The organism is Dyella caseinilytica (assembly GCF_016865235.1).
GTDB classification, from domain to species: Bacteria; Pseudomonadota; Gammaproteobacteria; order Xanthomonadales; family Rhodanobacteraceae; genus Dyella_B; species Dyella_B caseinilytica.
The window spans coordinates 41,437-60,113 of sequence record NZ_CP064030.1 but is presented as its reverse complement, the minus strand read 5'-3'; the positions used below and the strand labels follow the sequence as shown (position 1 = coordinate 60,113).

At 59.6% G+C, this 18,677-nt stretch carries 14 protein-coding genes; 13 read left to right on the top strand and 1 reads right to left on the bottom strand.

Annotated features, from left to right (window positions below; all coding sequences use genetic code 11):
- Window positions 1–377 precede the first annotated feature (377 nt).
- Window positions 378–1,172, top strand: coding sequence for a FadR/GntR family transcriptional regulator (locus tag ISN74_RS00240; RefSeq protein ID WP_229678907.1), 795 nt, complete (start codon window positions 378–380; stop codon window positions 1,170–1,172).
- 82 nt (window positions 1,173–1,254) lie between these two features.
- Here the strand turns inward: ISN74_RS00240 and ISN74_RS00235 are convergent, their stop codons facing one another.
- Window positions 1,255–2,409, bottom strand: a complete 1,155-nt coding sequence (locus tag ISN74_RS00235) for an aldose epimerase family protein (protein WP_188796223.1) — start codon at window positions 2,407–2,409, stop codon at window positions 1,255–1,257.
- 541 nt (window positions 2,410–2,950) lie between these two features.
- Between ISN74_RS00235 and ISN74_RS00230 the strand changes: the two genes are divergently transcribed.
- From ISN74_RS00230 to ISN74_RS00175, 12 genes are all read left to right on the top strand, one after another.
- On the top strand, window positions 2,951–5,833 hold the full coding sequence (locus tag ISN74_RS00230; protein ID WP_188796221.1) for a TonB-dependent receptor: 2,883 nt from the start codon (window positions 2,951–2,953) through the stop codon (window positions 5,831–5,833).
- A 110-nt stretch (window positions 5,834–5,943) separates the two neighbouring features.
- The gene (locus ISN74_RS00225) at window positions 5,944–7,788 is read left to right on the top strand and encodes a glycoside hydrolase family 35 protein (RefSeq protein ID WP_188796219.1); all 1,845 of its coding nucleotides are present in this window, start codon (window positions 5,944–5,946) and stop codon (window positions 7,786–7,788) included.
- Window positions 7,789–7,892: 104 nt separating this feature from the next.
- On the top strand, window positions 7,893–9,098 hold the full coding sequence (locus tag ISN74_RS00220; RefSeq protein WP_203546673.1) for a glycoside hydrolase family 27 protein: 1,206 nt from the start codon (window positions 7,893–7,895) through the stop codon (window positions 9,096–9,098).
- 71 nt (window positions 9,099–9,169) lie between these two features.
- Window positions 9,170–10,066 (top strand): aldose 1-epimerase, encoded by an 897-nt coding sequence (locus ISN74_RS00215; RefSeq protein WP_203546672.1) that lies wholly within the window; start codon window positions 9,170–9,172, stop codon window positions 10,064–10,066.
- Window positions 10,067–10,489: 423 nt separating this feature from the next.
- Window positions 10,490–11,203, top strand: a complete 714-nt coding sequence (locus tag ISN74_RS00210) for a FadR/GntR family transcriptional regulator (protein WP_188796217.1) — start codon at window positions 10,490–10,492, stop codon at window positions 11,201–11,203.
- Entirely contained in the window at window positions 11,200–12,153 is a 954-nt protein-coding gene (locus tag ISN74_RS00205) for a 2-dehydro-3-deoxygalactonokinase (RefSeq protein WP_188796215.1), read from the top strand. The genes ISN74_RS00210 and ISN74_RS00205 overlap by 4 nt, the downstream gene beginning before the upstream one ends.
- A complete protein-coding gene (locus tag ISN74_RS00200) occupies window positions 12,150–12,779 on the top strand; it encodes a 2-dehydro-3-deoxy-6-phosphogalactonate aldolase (protein WP_188796213.1) in 630 nt (209 codons plus the stop codon). Before ISN74_RS00205 ends, ISN74_RS00200 begins: the two co-directional genes overlap by 4 nt.
- Window positions 12,776–13,924, top strand: coding sequence for a galactonate dehydratase (dgoD, locus tag ISN74_RS00195; protein ID WP_188796212.1), 1,149 nt, complete (start codon window positions 12,776–12,778; stop codon window positions 13,922–13,924). Before ISN74_RS00200 ends, dgoD begins: the two co-directional genes overlap by 4 nt.
- A 25-nt stretch (window positions 13,925–13,949) precedes the next feature.
- Entirely contained in the window at window positions 13,950–14,714 is a 765-nt protein-coding gene (locus ISN74_RS00190) for an SDR family NAD(P)-dependent oxidoreductase (protein ID WP_188796210.1), read from the top strand.
- Window positions 14,711–15,601: an SMP-30/gluconolactonase/LRE family protein gene (locus ISN74_RS00185; protein ID WP_188796208.1), complete on the top strand. Its 891-nt coding sequence runs from the start codon at window positions 14,711–14,713 to the stop codon at window positions 15,599–15,601. The genes ISN74_RS00190 and ISN74_RS00185 overlap by 4 nt, the downstream gene beginning before the upstream one ends.
- A 79-nt stretch (window positions 15,602–15,680) precedes the next feature.
- A complete protein-coding gene (locus ISN74_RS00180; RefSeq protein WP_188796206.1) occupies window positions 15,681–17,069 on the top strand; it encodes a sugar porter family MFS transporter in 1,389 nt (462 codons plus the stop codon).
- A 161-nt stretch (window positions 17,070–17,230) separates the two neighbouring features.
- On the top strand, window positions 17,231–18,664 hold the full coding sequence (locus tag ISN74_RS00175; RefSeq protein ID WP_188796204.1) for an APC family permease: 1,434 nt from the start codon (window positions 17,231–17,233) through the stop codon (window positions 18,662–18,664).
- Window positions 18,665–18,677 lie beyond the last annotated feature (13 nt).

The following is an 18,677-nucleotide window of genomic DNA, read 5'->3' as shown; positions in this document are numbered from 1 at the left end:
TGATCCGCTCGGTGCTCCCTGCCGGAACCATGGCGTCCGGCCGCTCGTCGCGATCGCCGAACGGTCGGCATCTCGCTGGCCCCTACTGACCTCTTCGTGTCGGGACGCACGACCTCGCATGCGGCGCGGACGGCCCATGCGCCAACTTCAACTCCTCACTCAGTGGCTGAAATCAGACCCAGACGCCCCATCACAACGCAGGCAGGGTGAAACTGACCTCGCCCGGCAGAAAAGTCGCCCAACGGGATTCATGGCATCATGACTCACAGACGGGGTCGCCATGCGGCAAACGGCTTTATATAAGGCCGTGAATGGGCAATGCGACTTGCCGGTCTGGCTCGCCGTGTGGGTATGGAAATCAGCAGGAGATCAACGGGATGGCATCTTTTCGAGGCGGTCGGGATGACGATGGCGTGAAGCCCGTGCGTTCCGTGCTCGCACGACGGGTTCGCAATGGCGTTGGGCCGATGACGGCTCGCAATCTGCATGGGCATGTCGTCCAGCTTCTGGGCCAGCGCATTGTCAGTGGGGAATTGAAGCCGGGCGAAGTGCTGCCTCCCGAAGCAAGCATGGCCGAAGAGATGGAAGTCAGCCGCACGTCGCTGCGCGAAGCGATGAAAGTCCTTTCGGCCAAAGGTTTGGTGGAGGCGCGACCGAAGGTCGGCACGCGGGTGCGCGATGCACGATTCTGGAGCCAGCTGGATGCCGATGTACTGGCCTGGCGTTGCAGCTCCATGCCCACCATGGATTTCGTCGAAAAACTTTCCGAAATGCGCGAGATCATCGAACCGGCGGCCGCGGCCAGCGCAGCACGCCATCGCACGGCGGTCCAGCTCAAGCGGATGCAAGCGGCCTTCGATGCCATGGAAGCGGCGCCCGATCCGGAATCCTGGACCAGCGCCGATCTGGATTTTCACGAAGCCATTCTCGCTGCCACCCAGAACGAACTGCTGATCTCGCTGTTTTCGGTGATCGAGTCGGCGCTCAGCAGCTACTTCACCATGTCAGCGCACACGGCAAGCAATTTCAAATATTCCTTGCCGCAACATCGCATGGTGCTGTCTGCGATCCGCGACAAGGATGCAGCCGCTGCGCAGAAGGCCATGCTGAAGGTGATTGTAGATACGCGGGCGAATTTGAGCCATAAGCGACGGAGTAACAAAGCGCGCTGAGGATGTCCCGCACGCCACCATGACGCTTGAGCATGACGTGCACACGAGACGGCCTCAACTGATAGGCGCAGCACCTCGGCGCTCACTTGATGTCATTGCGCCCGCTGTCGGTGCCGAAGCGGTAGACGATGGTGTTTCTATACGTCTCGCCGGGCGCCAGTCGCGCGGAACCGAAATCCGGATGATTGGGCGTATCCGGAAACAGTTGCGGCTCCAGCACGAAGGCGTCGCCCTGACGATAAATATGGTGATCCTTGCCGACAGTGGTGCCATCGAGGAAGTTGCCTGAGTAGAACTGCAGGCCCGGCTTGCTCGACCACAGACTCATCACACGCCCGGAATGCGGATCCATCACGCGCGCCACCATGCGCGCCTCGATTTCCTTGTGGCTGAGCACCCAATTCATGTCGTAGCCATGGCCGAAGAGCAGTTGCTGCGAATGACCATCGCCGATATCACGGCCAATCGGTTTACCCACGCGGAAATCGTAGGGCGTTCCTGCTACCGGTACGACGTGCCCGTCCGGTATCGATTGCGCATCCACCGTGGTGATGGCATTACCAGGAATCGTCAGCACCTGGTCCATCGCGGTGCCGCTGCCTTCGCCGGCAAGGTTCCAATAGGTGTGATTGGAAAGATTGACGATGGTCGGCTTGTCAGTGGTGGCAACGTAGGCAATCTTGAGCTCGTTGTCGTTGCTCAAGGTGTAGGTCGCCTTGACCGTCAACGTACCGGGATATCCCTGATCGCCATCGGGACTCACGTATTCCAGGGTCACGCTCGCATTGGGCCCCTGTTTGACGTCGGTCACTTTCCAGACCTGCATATCCAGGCCCTTGGCGCCACCGTGCAGTGAATTCGGCCCGTCGTTGAGCGTCAGGCTGTAGTTCTTGCCATCCAGCGTGAACTTGCCGTGCGCGATGCGATTTGCATAGCGGCCAACCGTGGCGCCGAAGTACTGCCGATGATCCAGATAGCCTTGCAAAGCGTCGTAGCCGAGCACGATGTCGGCAAGCTTGCCGTTGCGGTCCGGCACCAGCAGGGATTGCAGCGAAGCGCCGTAGCTCATCACCCGCGCCTGCAGTCCGCGGTCGTTGGTCAATGTCACGATCTCGACATCCTGGCCGTCGGCCGTATGGCCAAACGATGCACGGGTGGCCTGGGCTGCCTGCACGCTGGCCGCGGGCAACACCGTCATGACCATACAGAAAGAACCCGACAGAACAGTGCGCTTCATCTAAATGCATCCCCTAAAAGACCAAGCATGAAGCCAAAAGGCTGCACGAATTTGAAAACCAGACGTGATGATGATGGCAGTGAACATCATTGCAACCATGCCGAGATCGGTATGTTCATATGCCCGCGGTCTCAGGTTCAAGCTGCCACGCAAGTGCCACGACAGGATGATGCGTCATCCAAGCGTGTCCGAGTCGCTCAATGTGAGCGCGTCGTCATCGCGCTGATCTGACATACCGAGGGACGAATCAATGCTGCGCTGCAGCTTGTCGTCTCGTACGAGAATATTATTATCCAATAATACTACTATTGGATGAGCAAGGCTGGGGAACCATCCGGAGCGTCGGCAAAGCCGACTGACTCTTCTCTTCGGGTTGCTTCAGAACACGGTTTACGAATGGCCACCGGGAGAGGGTGGCACTTGAGCCGCGCGACTGACGGGGTAGGCGTGACTCAATCGAAGCAAATCGATATGGCGCCGCACGGTGCCATGGTTGTCGTGACGTACATGTCTATAAGCATTACGCATCCAGGGGCAATCCATGCAACGAAATAAATTGACGTTCTCTGTGTATCAGGCGCTAGCAATGTTGGGGGGCGCCTGCCTGCTTGGTTACAGCGCACAGGGACTCGCCCAGACAAGCCCGGCAGCATCAGCCGCCGGCACTTCCGCATCGGCATCATCAACCCAGAGTGCCCCTGCCGGAAATGGCCAGACGGCCGATGGCAAGAAAAATACCAACGACAAGAAAGTGACCGACCTGAGCGGAGTCAGCGTCACCGGCCAGCTCGCCGCGATCCGCAAGGCGCAGTCGATCAAGCAGGACGCTGTCAACGTCGTCGATTCGATTTCCGCCGAAGAAACCGGCAAATTCCCTGATCCCAATGTCGCCGACGCCTTGCAGCGCGTGCCCGGCGTGTCAGTGGATCGAAGCGGCGGCGAATCCAGCCAGATCGCCATCCGCGGTTTCGGCCCCGATTTCGTCGCCGTGACGATCAACGGTCGCCAGATGGCTACGGCTTCCGGTACACGCGCGTTCGATTTCGACGTGCTTCCAGCGGACATCATCAGCGTCGCGCAGGTCAACAAGACATCTTCGGCCGACATCCCCGAAGTGGATATCGGTGGCGTGGTGGATATTCAAACCGCGCGCCCGCTGGACTTCAACGGCTATCACGCGACCGGCAGCGCCGCTGGCGTCAACGCCAATCTGACCGGCAGCTGGGCCGGCAAGACCACGCCCAAGGTGTCGGGCCTCACCGGCTGGACCAATTCGGACCATACCTTCGGCTGGCTCGCCTCCGTGCAGTACTACAAGCGCGACGATACCCAGATAAACACGCAGGCGAATTCTTGGTACGCCAACCAGAACATTTCCCAGCTTTCCGGATTGAGCAATCCCAATTACACACACGTCGCCATCCCTGAGACGCTGGCTAACAACGTGGTTGTTGAAGAACGCACCCGCAAGAGTTTCAGCGGCGCGATCGATTGGCGCCCGATCGATCGTTTGACCGTCAAGTTCGACACCTTGTATGCGGGCTATCGCGTCGATCCCTTGGAGCACGAATTCGGTGAGTACGGCAATGCCAGTGACATCCAGTCACTGACCACGGATGCCAACAACACCGTCTTGAACTACGTGCGAAAGGACAGCGGTGTGATGTCCAATGACTATGTCGTCGACTACAACCCAAGCAATGAAATAATGATACAGAACGGGTTGAATCTCGCTTTCGACCTCGATCCGTCAACCGTGATCAGCTTGGACGTATCCAACTCCAAAGCCTGGGACAAGGAAAGCCCGCAAAGCTATTTCACGGTGATCGGTGCGCGAAATTACGGCACCAATCCGACCTGGACCAACAACGGCGACAACGAACCACCCAGTTACACCAACATCATATCGACCACCAATCTGGATGATCTGTATGCACATTGCTGCAGCTGGGGCGGCCAATCGAACAACGTCACAGATGGCATCACCCAGTACCAGCTGAATTTAAGCAAGAGTTTTGACAGCGGCGCGTTGTCCACACTTGAATTCGGTGTGCAGGAAAACCGGCAATACAACAAATCGGTGCAGTGGGTCACGCCAGAAAGCATCCTCTGCAATGCGTACTGCGGCTATGCCGTATCCGTTCCTGCCAGTGCGGTTGGCGCTTACGTCTACACGCCGCCTGCACCGATCAGCGGTGTGTCGCAGCCCGGACTGCCGAGCCAATGGATTCAATATAACCCTATCGCCTATTTCAATTGGCTAGCCACCCCGGCGGCGTACAACCAATTGACGCCGGATAAGCGCGCGGCGCTGCTTGCTGCTCTTGCCCAATATGGAAGCCTGCGGCCGCAGGTCAATCCCGGCAGCTTCAACGAGGTGGAAGAGACCGACAAGGCTGCATTCGCCAAAGCGGTGTTCGAAGGCACGATGTGGGAGAAGCCCTGGACGCTGGATGTCGGTGCGCGCTACGTGCACGTCGACTCGGAATCGCAGGCCATCTTCCAGAATCCGATCAGCTACTACGTCGACCCTAACGACAGCAGCGCCAGCCAGGTGGCCTACGGACCGCTGCAACCGCAAACCGCTTACGGTGGCTATCACAAGTGGTTGCCGTCGATGAACTTCAAGCTCAACCTGCTCGACAATCTCATTTACCGCCTTGCGCTTTCCAAGACCCTCACGCCACCTGAGCTGAACAACCTGTATTACAACAAGAGCTTCGGCACGCGCCCGGAATCGCTGACGATCACCCAGGGCAATCCCAATCTCCAGCCCTATACGTCGCTCAACTACGACACGGGCCTGGAGTGGTACATCAACGACGTCAGCTATCTGTCGGTTGAAACCTTCTACAAGAAGGTCAGCAACTTCAGCACGATCGTCAGTACGCCGGTGGATTTCCTCGGCCAGACCTGGTCGCTGAGCGAGCCGATCAATTTGAACTCGGCCAACATCTACGGCGAAGAACTGACCTTCAATTATCAGTTCGCCAAACTGCTGCCGGCACCGTTCGATGGCCTGGGCATGGCCTTCAATTACACCCACGTCAAAAGCAGCGCGGACCTGAGTCCCAGCACGATCAGCACGTCCGGCAAATTCGCCGTCCCGGGCATCGGCGATTCGGCCAATCTCAGTGGCTACTATGAAAAAGGACGCTGGCAGGTGCGCCTGGCCTACAACTGGCGCGGAAAATATCTGGAGAGCATTGCCTACGGATCAGGCGCACAGCCGGTCACCCGGACGGACTACGGCGAACTGGATCTGAGCGCCAGCTACAGGCTCAACAATCACGTTTCGCTGTTCGTATCCGGCACCAACCTGACCCAGTCGCACCTTTACGATTACTCCGTTTATCCCAATCGCTTCCTCTACGCGGAGGCGGATGGCACGGTGTATACCGTCGGTGTTCGTGGCACTTTCTGAGTTACGTCGTTGGATAAGGACCTGTTCCACGCACGATTAACGTCCGGTATGACTTGCCGGACGTATCGATTGAATGCCGACACATCGGCTGCTCAATGCAAGGGATTTCGATGAAGGTGTTGAAAAGTATTTCGATAGGCATTGGACTGAGTGTGTTGCTGTCTGGCCATGCACTTGCCGCACCGGCTACTGCAGCAAGCGGGCTTGCCGTCGAACAGGGCCAGTTTGTGTTCAACGGCAAACCATTCCGCATCATTGCCGGTGACATGCACTATTCACGCATTCCGCGCGAGTACTGGCGCGCGCGCCTGAAGATGGCCAAGGCGATGGGTTTGAACACCATCACCACCTACGTGTTCTGGAACGCGCATGAAGCGGTGCCCGGCCATTATGATTTCAGTGGCCAGAACGACGTCGCCGAGTTCATCCGGGAAGCACAACAGGAGGGCCTGTACGTCATCCTTCGCCCCGGCCCCTACGTGTGCTCCGAGTGGGAATTTGGCGGCATGCCGGCGTGGCTGTTGAAGGACGGCGACATCCCCGTTCGCAGTACCGATCCAAGGTTCATGCAACCCGCGCAGCGCTGGTTGCATCGCCTGGGCCAGGAACTTGCGCCACTGCAGCTTGCCCGCGGCGGCAACATCATCGCGGTGCAGGTCGAAAACGAATACGGCAGTTTTGGCCATGACAACGCCTACCTGGAACAGATTCGCCAAAGCCTGATCGACAGTGGTTTCAACACGTCGCTGTTCTACACGTCCGACAGTGCCGAACAGCCGGGTTCGCTGCCCGACTTGCTCAAGGTGATCAACTTCGGCGTCGGCCATGCGCGCGAGAAATTCGCGCAGTTGCATACCTGGCAGGCCACCGGCTCCTACATGGCCGGCGAATACTGGGTCGGCTGGTTCGATCATTGGGGCGGCCCGCACCATGTATCCGATCCCAAGCTGGTCGCCTCCGAGCTGGCCTGGATGCTGCAACAAGGCTACTCCGTCAATTTCTACATGTTCCATGGCGGCACATCGTTCGGCTGGATGAATGGCGCCAATTGGGATGACGACAGCTATCAACCCGATGTCAGCAGTTACGACTACGACAGCCCGCTCGACGAAAGCGGACGGCCCACGCCGAAGTACGACGCGCTGCGCAAGGTGATCATCCAGGCGACCGGCGCGACTCCGCCACCAGTACCCGCAACGCCGCCGACCCAGGCGATTAAAGGCATCAAGCTGGATGAATCGGTATCGCTATGGGATGCGCTGCCTACACCGACGTCTTCGCATGCACTTGAGACCATGGAGGCGCTTGGGCAGGCTTACGGGGACATTCTTTACCGCAAGCGAGTGACCGCTGACTTTGCCGGCCAGTTGCACATCGACGGCCTGCACGACTATGCCCAGATCTACGTCAACGGCAAGCGAATCGGCACGCTCGATCGCCGGCTGAAGCAGGACCATCTGCCCGTGAAGCTGGCCAAGGGCGATACGCTGGATCTGTTGGTGCAAAACGACGGGCGCATCAATTTCGGTGAAAAGATGCGCACGGAGCGCAAGGGCATCTTGGGCGGCGTCACCCTGCACGGCCAACCCTTGCTGGATTGGCAGATTTATTCGCTGCCGTTCAACGACAGCGAGGCCCTGCATTACACCAACGCGGCATGCCAACATGCGCCCTGTTTCTATCGCGGTAACTTCGATGCACCCGTTTCAGGCGATGCTTCGGCCGATACCTTCCTGGATACGAAGGGTCTGGGCAAGGGCTTTGTCTGGCTCAACGGACATCCGCTGGGTCGTACTTGGAGCATCGGCCCGCAACAAACGCTGTACGTGCCTGGCGTATGGCTGAAACCTCACGGTAATCAGCTGATCGTTCTGGATCTGCTCGTAGAAGGCCAGCCCATGCTCAATACGTTGAACCATCCCGTACTGGGCACAACCACCGTGACGGTACCCTGAGCATGTTTCGCTCTGTTCGTTTGAAATTTTGCGCATCGCCAACGCGAGGTAAGGACAGTTCCGATAACTGCCCTGCCCCGTTTCATTTCAGTGGAGAGACATCGATGAACCGTTTACCTCGAGGTTTGCTGCGTGCCGCCGCACCCATCGCCATCATGCTTGCTGTCTTTGGTGGCTCTGAATCTGCGCTGGCAGATCAGGCAGCACCGACGTTGCCGCAAATGGGCTTCAACAACTGGAACTCCACCCATTGCCGCGACGAATTCAACGAGAAGATGATTCGCGGTGTTGCCGACAAGTTCATCAGTCTCGGATTGCGCGATGCCGGCTACCGCTACGTCAACATCGATGATTGCTGGGCCAATTGGCAGCGCGACCAGAACGGTCAGCTGCAGCCAAATCCCAAGCGCTTTCCCAGCGGCATCAAAGCACTGGCCGACTACATTCACCAGAAGGGCCTGAAGTTCGGCCTGTATTCCAGCGCCGGCACTTCCACCTGCGAACCGCTGCAGGAAAATCGCGGCTTTCCCGGTGGCCTTGGTCATGAGAAGCAGGATGCGGCGACCTTTGCGTCATGGGATGTGGATTATCTGAAGTACGACAACTGCAACAACCAGAAGGTCGATGCGCAACAACGCTATACCGCGATGGCCGAGGCCTTGCGCGCAACCGGCCGGCCGATCTTCTACAGCGTCTGCGAATGGGGCGAGAACAAACCCTGGCTGTGGGCCGGCAAGCCGCCGGTCAGTGCCGGTTCGTGGCGTACTACGGGCGACATCAGCGACAGCTACGCCTCGATGTTGAAGAACTTCAAGCAGAACGTGGTGCTCGACCACTATGCCACTCCCGGCCATTGGAACGATCCGGATATGCTGGAAGTGGGCAATGGCGGTATGACGGATGTCGAATATCGCAGTCATTTCAGTCTTTGGTCGATCATGGCCGCGCCGCTGCTGATCGGCACCGACCTGCGCACGATCAAGCCGGATGCGCTGCAGATCCTGCTCAACAAAGAGGTGATCGCGGTGGATCAGGATCCGCTTGGCATACAAGGCAAACAGGTACGCGACGCCGATGGCATCCATGTGATCGTCAAGCCACTCAAGGATGGCAGCGAAGCTGTTGCCGTGTTCAACGAGGGTGATGCTGCCCGCGACGTCAGCGTGGCCGCGGGTGAAATAGGTTTGAAGAACGCTGCGAAATATCGTCTGCGCGATCTTTGGGCGCACACGGATACGACAGGCGACGGCTCTATCAAGGTCCATCTGCCGGCGCACGCCACCGTCATGTACCGCATCAGCCAACGTTGAGATCCCTGTACGCGGAGCGCAGGGCCCTGATCCCTCTGCGCCTTGGCCTCGCCACGAATGAGTAGCTATCGGTGTTACGGATAGAGAACCCAGCGCTCAGCGTGCAGATCCTGCCCGAAGCCGGCGGCGGTGTCGCCGGCTTCGACTGGCACGGGCGAGGCGAACCGATTCCCTTGATGCGCCGTTGCGAGCATCTGCCAGATAAGCATGGCGTTCACATCGACCCCAACCGACTATCCTGTTATCCGCTGGTGCCATGGAGCAACCGCATTACCGAAGGTGGTTTCCATGTGGACGGACGTTGGATTGCACTGGCACGCAATCGCGACGACGAGCCGTGGCCCATTCACGGCAGCGGCTGGCAACGCGCGTGGCAGGTGCAGTCGCATACAGCTAGCGAAGCTCGTCTATCGTTGCAGGAATCTTCTGCTACTGCCTATTGCTACACCGCGATCTTGCACTATGCCTTGCACGGCGATGCGCTGCAGATCGATCTGACGGTCACCAATACCGGGGCGACAGCGATGCCGTTCGGGCTCGGTCTGCATCCCTTTTTTCCTCGTCATGGCAACACCCGTCTGCTCGCGCCAGCATCGCAGGTATGGACCAATGACGGCCAGACACCCCTGCCCATTGAACGCATTACGGTTCCTCCGCATTGGGACTTCCGGAGCGAGCGCGCACTGCCGGACCAGGGTGTGGATAACGCTTTTCAGGCATGGACGGGGGATGCCTTGATCCATTGGCCAGCTTTGCAGCTCGGCTTGCAGGTGATGGCCGATGTGGATGCCTTCGTGCTTTACACGCCAGCGGGCGGTGATTTCTTTTGTTTCGAACCGACCGATCACCCTATCAATGCCGTGCATTTGCCCGGAGGCCCAATGGCTCATGGCATGACGATGCTCCAACCGCAGGCCGTTTTGCGGCGTCGATTCGTTTTCAGCGTGCTCGATATGCGGCAAGGCTGATGCCGCTGCGCCGGCATCCCATCGCATTTCAGCAGGACGGCCCGATAGCGGGGTGAAGCTCTATGACAGCGGTAGGGGCATGGGCAGCCATGAGGTCCGACGGAACCGGAGCCCACGACTCGCTGCGTCATCCTGCGCCCGCGTTCACGCGATACGCCTATATGTCCCCCTCAAACCCACTGCGCGCGTTACGAAATTCGCGCCCGTCCCTTACGAAATCAGGGCCTGCTTGGCCATTCCCAGCTAACCATATTGTATGATTATATCCAGGCAAGATACGACAGGCTTTACGTGACGCAACATGTTGCGACAACACCATGACGCACCCTTTGCATCGAACGATTCCAACGCCCGGACATTCACGCAGTGACAGCGAAAGCACGTGAGATAAGCAGACGGTATGACAACTAGGCCGACCCACCCATGAGAGCCGCGAACGCCCGCAATCTGCACGGTCATGTCATCCAGGAGCTCGGCGTGCGCATCGTCAGCGGCGCGCTGCTTCCGGGTGAGGCATTGCCGCGCGAGGAGGTGCTGGCCGAACAGATGGCGGTGAGCCGCACGGCCCTGCGCGAGGCGATGCGCGTGCTTTCCGCCAAGGGACTGATCGAAGCGCGGCCGAAAGTCGGTACGCGCGTGCGCGAAGAGCGTTATTGGCAGCAACTTGATGCCGACGTGCTGGCATGGCGCTGCGCCTCGATGCCGACTGCGGATTTCGTGCAGAAGCTGGTGGAAATGCGCGAGATTTTTGAACCGGCCGCGGCGGCACTCGCCGCTCGCCGCTGCAATGCTGATCAGTTCGAACGCATTGAATCGGCCTACAAGGCCATGGAAGCTGCACGCAACACCGATGAATGGGCCGTCGCGGACCTGGAGTTTCACGAAACCGTGCTGTTGGCCACCAATAATGAATTGATGATTTCGCTGTTCTCCGTGGTGGAAACCGCGCTTGGTTCCTACTTCGTACTATCGGCACGCAAGAGCAGCGACTTCAAATATTCGCTGCCTCATCACCGCAAGGTCTACGAGGCGATTCGCCGACGTGAGCCTGAAGTGGCTCGCCGCGCCATGCTGCAAATGATTTTGGATTCACGCGCGCACATTACCGGCAAACCTCGCGCCAGGAAGTCCGCATGAGCCAGCACGCGCAACTGATCGGATTGGATTGGGGCACCAGCAGCTTGCGTGCCTACCTCTATGATGGCGATGGCAAGGTGATCGCTTCGCGGCAACATGCCTGGGGCATTCGCCACCTGCCGGAAGGCGGCTTTCCGTCCGCACTGCGCGCGATCACCTCTGGCTGGCCTCCCTGCACGATCGTGGCGGCAGGCATGGTCGGCAGTCGGCAAGGCTGGCGTGAAGTGCCTTATCTCGATTTGCCCGCCGACGCCGCCGCGATTGCACACGGCATGCTGCGCGTCGAAGCTTGCACCAGTCATGCCTTGTGGATCGCACCTGGCTTGCATCGAAAGGAACCGGCCGACGTCATGCGCGGCGAGGAGACTCAGATTGTCGGCGCGCTCACGCTTCGACCGGAATATCAGGCTGACGCCTGTTTCGTATTGCCCGGCACGCACAGCAAATGGGCCACCGTCAACGGCGGCCGCATCGTCGCGTTCGACACAGTCATGACCGGTGAGCTTTACGCCCTGCTGATGAAACACTCGATTCTGGGTGCGGGCATTGATCTGGCGCGGGAGCGATCGTTCTGCGAAGAAACCTTTGCGCGTGGCGTGCGCGCGGTGAAAGACAGTGGCGCATCGGGCGTTTTCGGCTGTCTGTTCTCGGTGCGCGCACTGATGCTTGCCGGCCAGCTCGCTGCCGACGACTTACCGGATTTCGTGTCCGGCCTGCTGATCGGCGAGGAGTTCCGCATCGCCTCACTGCGTCAAATCCAGGCTGCGCCGCTTTGCTTGATCGGCGAACCTGCGCTGTGCCAGCGCTACATCGTTGCCGCTGCGATTTTCGGTCACGCACCGCCGACGGTGATTGACGATGCCGCAGCACAGGGATTGTGGCGAATCGCTTCGGCCGGCGGTCTGCTGGAACACGCCACTCTTCATTCTTACGCTGGAGCAGACACATGATCCGCACATGGCTGGATCCGCTTCCCCTGATCGCCATCCTTCGCGGAATACGTCCGGAAGAAGCCGCCGACGCAGGCCGCGCGCTTAGCGCGGCAGGTTTCCGGGTGATCGAAGTACCCATGAATTCGCCGGAACCACTGGAGAGCATCCGCTTGCTCTCTTCAGCGCTGGGGGATCATTGCCTGATCGGTGCAGGCACGGTGCTGAACATCGAACATGTGGCGCAGATTGCCGCCGCAGGCGGTCGCCTGATCGTGATGCCACACGCCGACACCGCCATCATCGCTGCAGCCAAACGTGCTGGCATGTATTGCGTACCCGGTGTCGCGACGCCAACGGAAGCCTTTGCGGCGATTCACGCTGGTGCTGATGCGATCAAGCTGTTTCCCGCCGAACAGTTGGGACCGACCGTGCTCAAGGCGTGGCGTGCCGTCGTTCCGCGCACTATCCCTGTGCTGCCGGTTGGCGGCATCACACCCGAATCGATGGCGCCTTATGTCGCCGCTGGCGCCGACGGCTTCGGCCTGGGCTCAGCCCTCTATGTTCCCGGTCGCGATGCGGACGATATCGGCCGCCGCGCCCTTGCCTTTGCACAAGCCTGGAAGCTCTTAGGACATTCCGCATGAAGATCACGCGTCTCACCACTTTCCTCGTTCCACCGCGCTGGTTGTTCGTGCGCGTCGATACCGATGAGGGCATCAGCGGCTGGGGCGAGCCGGTCGTGGAAGGCCGCGCGCATACGGTCGCGGCTGCCGTCGATGAGCTATCGGATTATTTGATTGGCAAAGATCCAAGCCATATCGAAGATCACTGGAGTGTGATGTACCGCGGCGGTTTCTATCGCGGCGGTCCGGTATTGATGAGCGCCATCGCTGGTATTGATCAGGCATTGTGGGATATCAAGGGCAAACACCTTGGCGTGCCGGTGCATAGTTTGCTCGGCGGCCCGGTGCGCGAGCGCATTCGCGTGTATTCGTGGATCGGCGGCGACCGTCCGGCGGATACGGCCAAGGCGGCGAAGGAAGCTGTCGCGCGCGGTTTCACCGCGGTCAAGATGAACGCCACCGAGGAAATGCACTTTGTCGACACGCACGCCAAGGTGCAGCGCGTGCTGGAAAACGTGCAGGCGGTGCGCGATGCAGTCGGACCGGATATCGGTCTTGGCCTGGATTTTCATGGCCGCGTGCACAAGCCCATGGCCAAGGTGCTGATGCGCGAACTGGTGCCATTCAAGCTGATGTTTATCGAAGAACCGATCCTCTCCGATCACCTGGAATCGATTCCGGAACTCGCATCGATCTCGCCAGCGCCGATTGCGCTGGGCGAACGGCTGTATTCGCGTTACGACTTCAAGCGCGTGTTTACCATGGGCGGCGTGGACATCATCCAGCCCGATCCCTCGCACGCGGGCGGCATTACCGAAACGCACAAGATCGCGACGATGGCCGAGGCGTACGACGTGGCCCTGGCGCTGCACTGTCCGCTCGGCCCGATTGCGCTGGCCGCCAACCTGCAGTTGGATGCGATCTGCCACAACGCCTTTATCCAGGAGCAGAGCCTGGGCATTCACTACAACGCCGGCAACGACCTGCTCGATTACGTGACCGACCGTAGCGTGTTTGCCTATGAGAACGGCTATGTTTCCATTCCTGGCGGACCAGGGCTGGGCATCGAAGTGAATGAAGCTTACGTCGCCGAACGCGCCGCGGTCGGCCATCGCTGGCGCAATCCGATCTGGCGTCACAACGACGGCAGTGTGGCGGAATGGTAAGCGCCCTCCTCTGATGAGATCCGACATGTCTTCGTTTGCTACTTATCCAAGTCTGACCGATCGCGCCGTACTGGTGAGCGGTGGCGCCACCGGCATCGGTGCTGCTTTTGTCGCGCATTTTGCGCAGCAAGGTGCACGCGTCGCCTTTCTCGATATCGATGAGAAGGGTGCCGCCATGTTGCGCACGTCGATCTCCGGTGTACGTCATGAGCCGGTCTTCGTACATTGCGATGTCACTGACGTGCAGGCGCTGCAGAAAGCCATCACCACCGCTACGGCGCAAATCGGCACGATCAGCGCACTGATCAACAATGCGGCCAACGATCGCCGCCACCGGCTGGAAGACACCACGCCGGAGGAGTTCGAGCAGAGCATTGGCGTAAATCTGCGTCATCAATACTTCGCGACGCAGGCCGTAGTACCTGGCATGCGCGAACTTGGCGGCGGCTCGGTGATCTGCCTGGGTTCGACCGGCTGGATGATCAAGAACGCCGGGTATCCGATGTACGCGATGGCCAAGTCGGCGGTGCATGGGCTGGTCAACGGTCTGGCACGGGAACTGGGCAAGGACCGTATCCGCATCAATGCGCTCGTGCCCGGCTGGGTGATCACCGAAAAGCAGCGCCTGCTATGGCTGGATGACGCCGGTAAAGAGGAAATCCGCCGCAAGCAATGCATGCCTGGCTATCTCGATGCGGATGACCTTGCCCGCTCAGCGCTGTTCCTGGCAGCCGATGACAGCCGCATGTGTACCGGACAGAGTTTCGTCGTCGACGGCGGCTGGTCATGAGCCTTCACGCCAGGCTGGCGCTGGAAGCACGCAATACGCTGGGCGAAGGTGTGACCTGGTGTGTACGCAGCCAGTCACTGTACTGGACCGATATTCATCAGTCCGTGCTGTGGCGATTCCATCCGGCCGACGGCAGTACGCGCCACTGGTCGATGCCCGAGCGGCTCGCTTCGTTTGCCTTATGCGAAGACGCCGACTGGCTGTTGCTGGGCCTGGAGAGTGGGCTGGCGTTCTACCACCTGGAGAGCGGCAGACTTGTCCGCATCGCCGACGTAGAAGCCGAGCTGCCGACGCGCCTGAATGACGGTGCCTGCGATCGGCAAGGTCGCTTCGTGTTCGGCACCTTGCACGAACCGGCGACCGGTGAAAAGCGCTACGCCGCAGGCGGCTTCTATCGATTGCATGCGGATCTGACCCTGGAAAAGCTGCCACTGGAGTCTGTCGCCATCAGCAACAGCATTGCTTTCAGCCCCGATGGCAGCGTCATGTATTACTGCGACTCGATGACCCGTATCGTGCGTCGCTGCCACTACGGCGAGCACGTGGGCGATCAGCGGATACACATCGATCTTTCGCACCAGCAAGGCGAGCCGGACGGCTCCGCGGTCGATAGCGACGGCGGTTTGTGGAACGCCGAGTGGGGTGCCGGCCGCGTGGTGCGTTATACGCCGGATGGCAAGCAAGACTTGGTGATCAGCGTGCCGACGAAGCAACCGACGCGCATCGCCTTTGGTGGAGAGCGTCTGAATACCCTTTACATCACCAGCGCACGTGACGGCTTATCGGCCGAGGCGCTGATGCAGGATCCGTATGCGGGCGGACTGTTTGCCGTCGATGTGCCCTTCACGGGTATGCCCGAACCACTTTTTGCTGGCCGGCCTGTATGAGCCGGCCTTCTTTCAGCGCCGCTGATTCGAAGTTGCCCACCAAGGCATCCACGCGCCGCATCCGACTGGGGAGTCATCCATGAATGCAGTTGCTGCACCTGTAGCCACCCACGCCAAAGCCACAGCGGTATTTACGTGTGTGCTTGCCGCGCTCGCTGGCCTGATGTTCGGCTTGGATATCGGCGTCATTTCCGGCGCCACGCAGTTTATCCAGGCGGACTTCAAGATTTCCGATCACATGATCGAGTGGATCGTCAGCGGCATGATGTTCGGCGCCGCTTTAGGTGCCTTGCTCGCCGGCTGGATGTCCGCCGCATTGGGCCGCAAACGATCCCTGATTCTGGGTGCGGTACTGTTTGTGGTGGGATCGTTGCTGTGCGGATTTTCCTGGTCGCCTTATACCTTGATCGCAGCGCGAGTGGTGCTGGGCCTCGCGATCGGCATTTCGACGTTCACCGCACCGCTCTATCTCGCGGAAGTCGCACCGGAGTACATCCGCGGTGCGATGGTGTCGCTCTACCAGCTGATGATCACCATTGGCATCCTCGTGGCATTTCTTTCGGACACCGCTTTCAGCTACAGCGGCAACTGGCGCTGGATGCTGGGCATCATCGCGATTCCGGGCATCCTGTTTTTGTTTGGCGTGTTCTTCCTGCCTGACAGCCCGCGCTGGCTGATGATGCGCCAGCGTGAAGAGGAAGCGCTGGATGTCTTGCAGCGTCTACGCGGCAATCCCGAGGAAGTACAGCGCGAAGCGAGCGATATCCGCGAACAGCTGCGCACCCCGCAGCGCGGCTGGCACCTGTTCCTGGAGAACAGCAACTTCCGCCGCTCGGTGGCCTTGGGTGTGCTGCTGCAGCTGATGCAGCAGTTCACCGGCATGAACGTGGTGATGTATTACGCACCGCGCATCTTCCAGGACATGGGTTACAACACGCACTCCCAGATGTGGTTCACCGCGATCGTAGGGCTGACCAATGTGCTGGCGACCTTTATCGCGATCGGCCTGATCGATCGCTGGGGTCGCAAGCCGATTTTGTACACGGGTTTTACGGTGATGGCGATCGGCCTGGGCGTGGTGGGCAGCATGATGCGCATTGGCACGCCCTCGCATGCCGAACAGTTGTTCACCGTCGTCATGCTGCTGACCTTTATCGTCGGCTTCGCCATGTCCGCCGGTCCGCTGATCTGGACGCTGTGTTCGGAAGTGCAACCGCTGAAGGGTCGCGACTTCGGCATCGGCTGCTCCACGTTTACCAACTGGATTGCCAACATGATTGTCGGCGCCACCTTCCTCACCTTGCTCAACACCATCGGCCATACGTCGACGTTCTGGCTGTATGCCGTGCTCAACCTGGTGTTCATCGGGTTCACCTTCTGGCTGGTGCCGGAAACCAAGGGTGTGACGCTGGAGCAGATCGAACGCAATCTGCTCAGCGGCAAGCGGCTGCGCGATATCGGCGGCTGAAGATGGTTATCACGGCGGCGATGGCTTCGGCTTCGTTCGGGGAATCGCCGTCGATCGGATTTTCCAGAGGTTCTTGGCGAGTAGGAATCTGATCGGACCCTTTCCGAGTAGCACATGCGCTAGTCTGGCCAGCACTTGGGTGGCATCGGCGGGGGCAGACGATGGCAGATATAGCAGCGGTTGAAATCCGGCCAGGCCTGCGCCGCATACTCGGCACATGGGATCTGGCGCTGTTCAACATCGCGGCGATTGTTGCGCTGCGCTGGCTATCCGTCGCAGCGCAAATCGGCCCTTCAAGCCTGGTGCTGTGGCTGCTTGGATTAATCGGCTTCTTTCTGCCGCTGGCTTTGGCCGTGCTGGAACTCAGTTCACGCGTCCCGGGCGAAGGTGGCCTTTATCTCTGGTCGAAGGCCGCGTTTGGCGACCTGCATGGCTTTGTCACCGGCTGGACGTACTGGATTTCCAACATCACTTATCTTCCGTCCATGCTGCTGTTCAGCGCTGGCATTTTTCTGCATATCGGCGGCGCGCATTGGCTCTCGCATACCGACGACAGCCATTACAACCTTATCTACGCCATGCTGGTGCTGTGGTCGGCAACATGGCTCAGCGTGCTCGGACTGGAGCGCGCCAAGTGGCTGCAGAACATCGGTGGCGTCGCGACCTGGGCGACCGGTGCGCTCATTTTGGTGGCTGGCGCCGTCGCGCTATATCGCTTTGGTCCGGCAACACGCATCACTGCCGCCAATGTGATGCCTGATTTTCGCCAGCTCGCTACGTTTTCGACCTTCGCCACCATCGCACTGGCTTTCCAAGGGTTGGAACTCGGGCCGGTTCTTGGCGGCGAAATTCGTGACCCGGATCGGCAAATTCCGCGTGCCACGCTGATCGCTTGCATAGCCATTGCTGCGATCTATATCGCTGGCACCGCATCGCTGCTGATCGCGCTGCCAGCCTCGACCATCGACGTGATCGGCGGCATTCCACAGGCGCTGTCTGCCATTGCCGATCGCATCGGTCTGCCCATCTTCGGTCCATTGACTGCGATGCTGGTGACGCTTGGCTCGATCGGCACCATCGGCGCGTGGCTGACAGGTATGGCACGCCTGCCCTTCGTCGTCGGGGTCGACCGCTATCTGCCGGTCGTACTGGCGCGATTACATCCGCGGCACGGTACACCCTACATGGCGCTGCTCATTCAAGGCGTACTGACCTCGCTGATGCTGCTGGCCGCCCTTTCCGGTTCAACCATCCACGAGGCCTACATCATCCTCATCGACATGACGGTGATCATGTCGCTGCTGCCGCTGACGTATATTTTTCTTGCCTTTCCGGTGCTGCGCCATCGCAGCGCGCGCCGTAGCGAAGGTGTCCGACTGGCGCCACTCAACGCCACCGGCTGCTGGATCGTGGGTCTTAGCGGCTTCGCGGTGACCTTGCTGGCCATCGTCACATCCATGATTCCACCTGCTGGCGATCCCCATCCCGGCCTGTTCCTGCTCAAGGTCGTCGGCGGTTCGTTACTGCTGATCGGCATTGGGCTGATGTTCTACCGACATCGTGATCGACGCCACGCAGCAGTGGAATCTACCTAAATCGAACCCGCCG

Coding starts and splice junctions, on each gene's coding strand:
- ISN74_RS00240 (WP_229678907.1), top strand. CDS start 378: ATGGCATCTTTTCGAGGCGGTCGGGATGACGATGGCGTGAAGCCCGTG.
- ISN74_RS00175 (WP_188796204.1), top strand. CDS start 17,231: ATGGCAGATATAGCAGCGGTTGAAATCCGGCCAGGCCTGCGCCGCATA.
- ISN74_RS00220 (WP_203546673.1), top strand. CDS start 7,893: ATGAACCGTTTACCTCGAGGTTTGCTGCGTGCCGCCGCACCCATCGCC.
- ISN74_RS00225 (WP_188796219.1), top strand. CDS start 5,944: ATGAAGGTGTTGAAAAGTATTTCGATAGGCATTGGACTGAGTGTGTTG.
- dgoD (WP_188796212.1), top strand. CDS start 12,776: ATGAAGATCACGCGTCTCACCACTTTCCTCGTTCCACCGCGCTGGTTG.
- ISN74_RS00200 (WP_188796213.1), top strand. CDS start 12,150: ATGATCCGCACATGGCTGGATCCGCTTCCCCTGATCGCCATCCTTCGC.
- ISN74_RS00230 (WP_188796221.1), top strand. CDS start 2,951: ATGCAACGAAATAAATTGACGTTCTCTGTGTATCAGGCGCTAGCAATG.
- ISN74_RS00210 (WP_188796217.1), top strand. CDS start 10,490: ATGAGAGCCGCGAACGCCCGCAATCTGCACGGTCATGTCATCCAGGAG.
- ISN74_RS00235 (WP_188796223.1), bottom strand. CDS start 2,409: ATGAAGCGCACTGTTCTGTCGGGTTCTTTCTGTATGGTCATGACGGTG.
- ISN74_RS00205 (WP_188796215.1), top strand. CDS start 11,200: ATGAGCCAGCACGCGCAACTGATCGGATTGGATTGGGGCACCAGCAGC.
- ISN74_RS00180 (WP_188796206.1), top strand. CDS start 15,681: ATGAATGCAGTTGCTGCACCTGTAGCCACCCACGCCAAAGCCACAGCG.
- ISN74_RS00190 (WP_188796210.1), top strand. CDS start 13,950: ATGTCTTCGTTTGCTACTTATCCAAGTCTGACCGATCGCGCCGTACTG.
- ISN74_RS00185 (WP_188796208.1), top strand. CDS start 14,711: ATGAGCCTTCACGCCAGGCTGGCGCTGGAAGCACGCAATACGCTGGGC.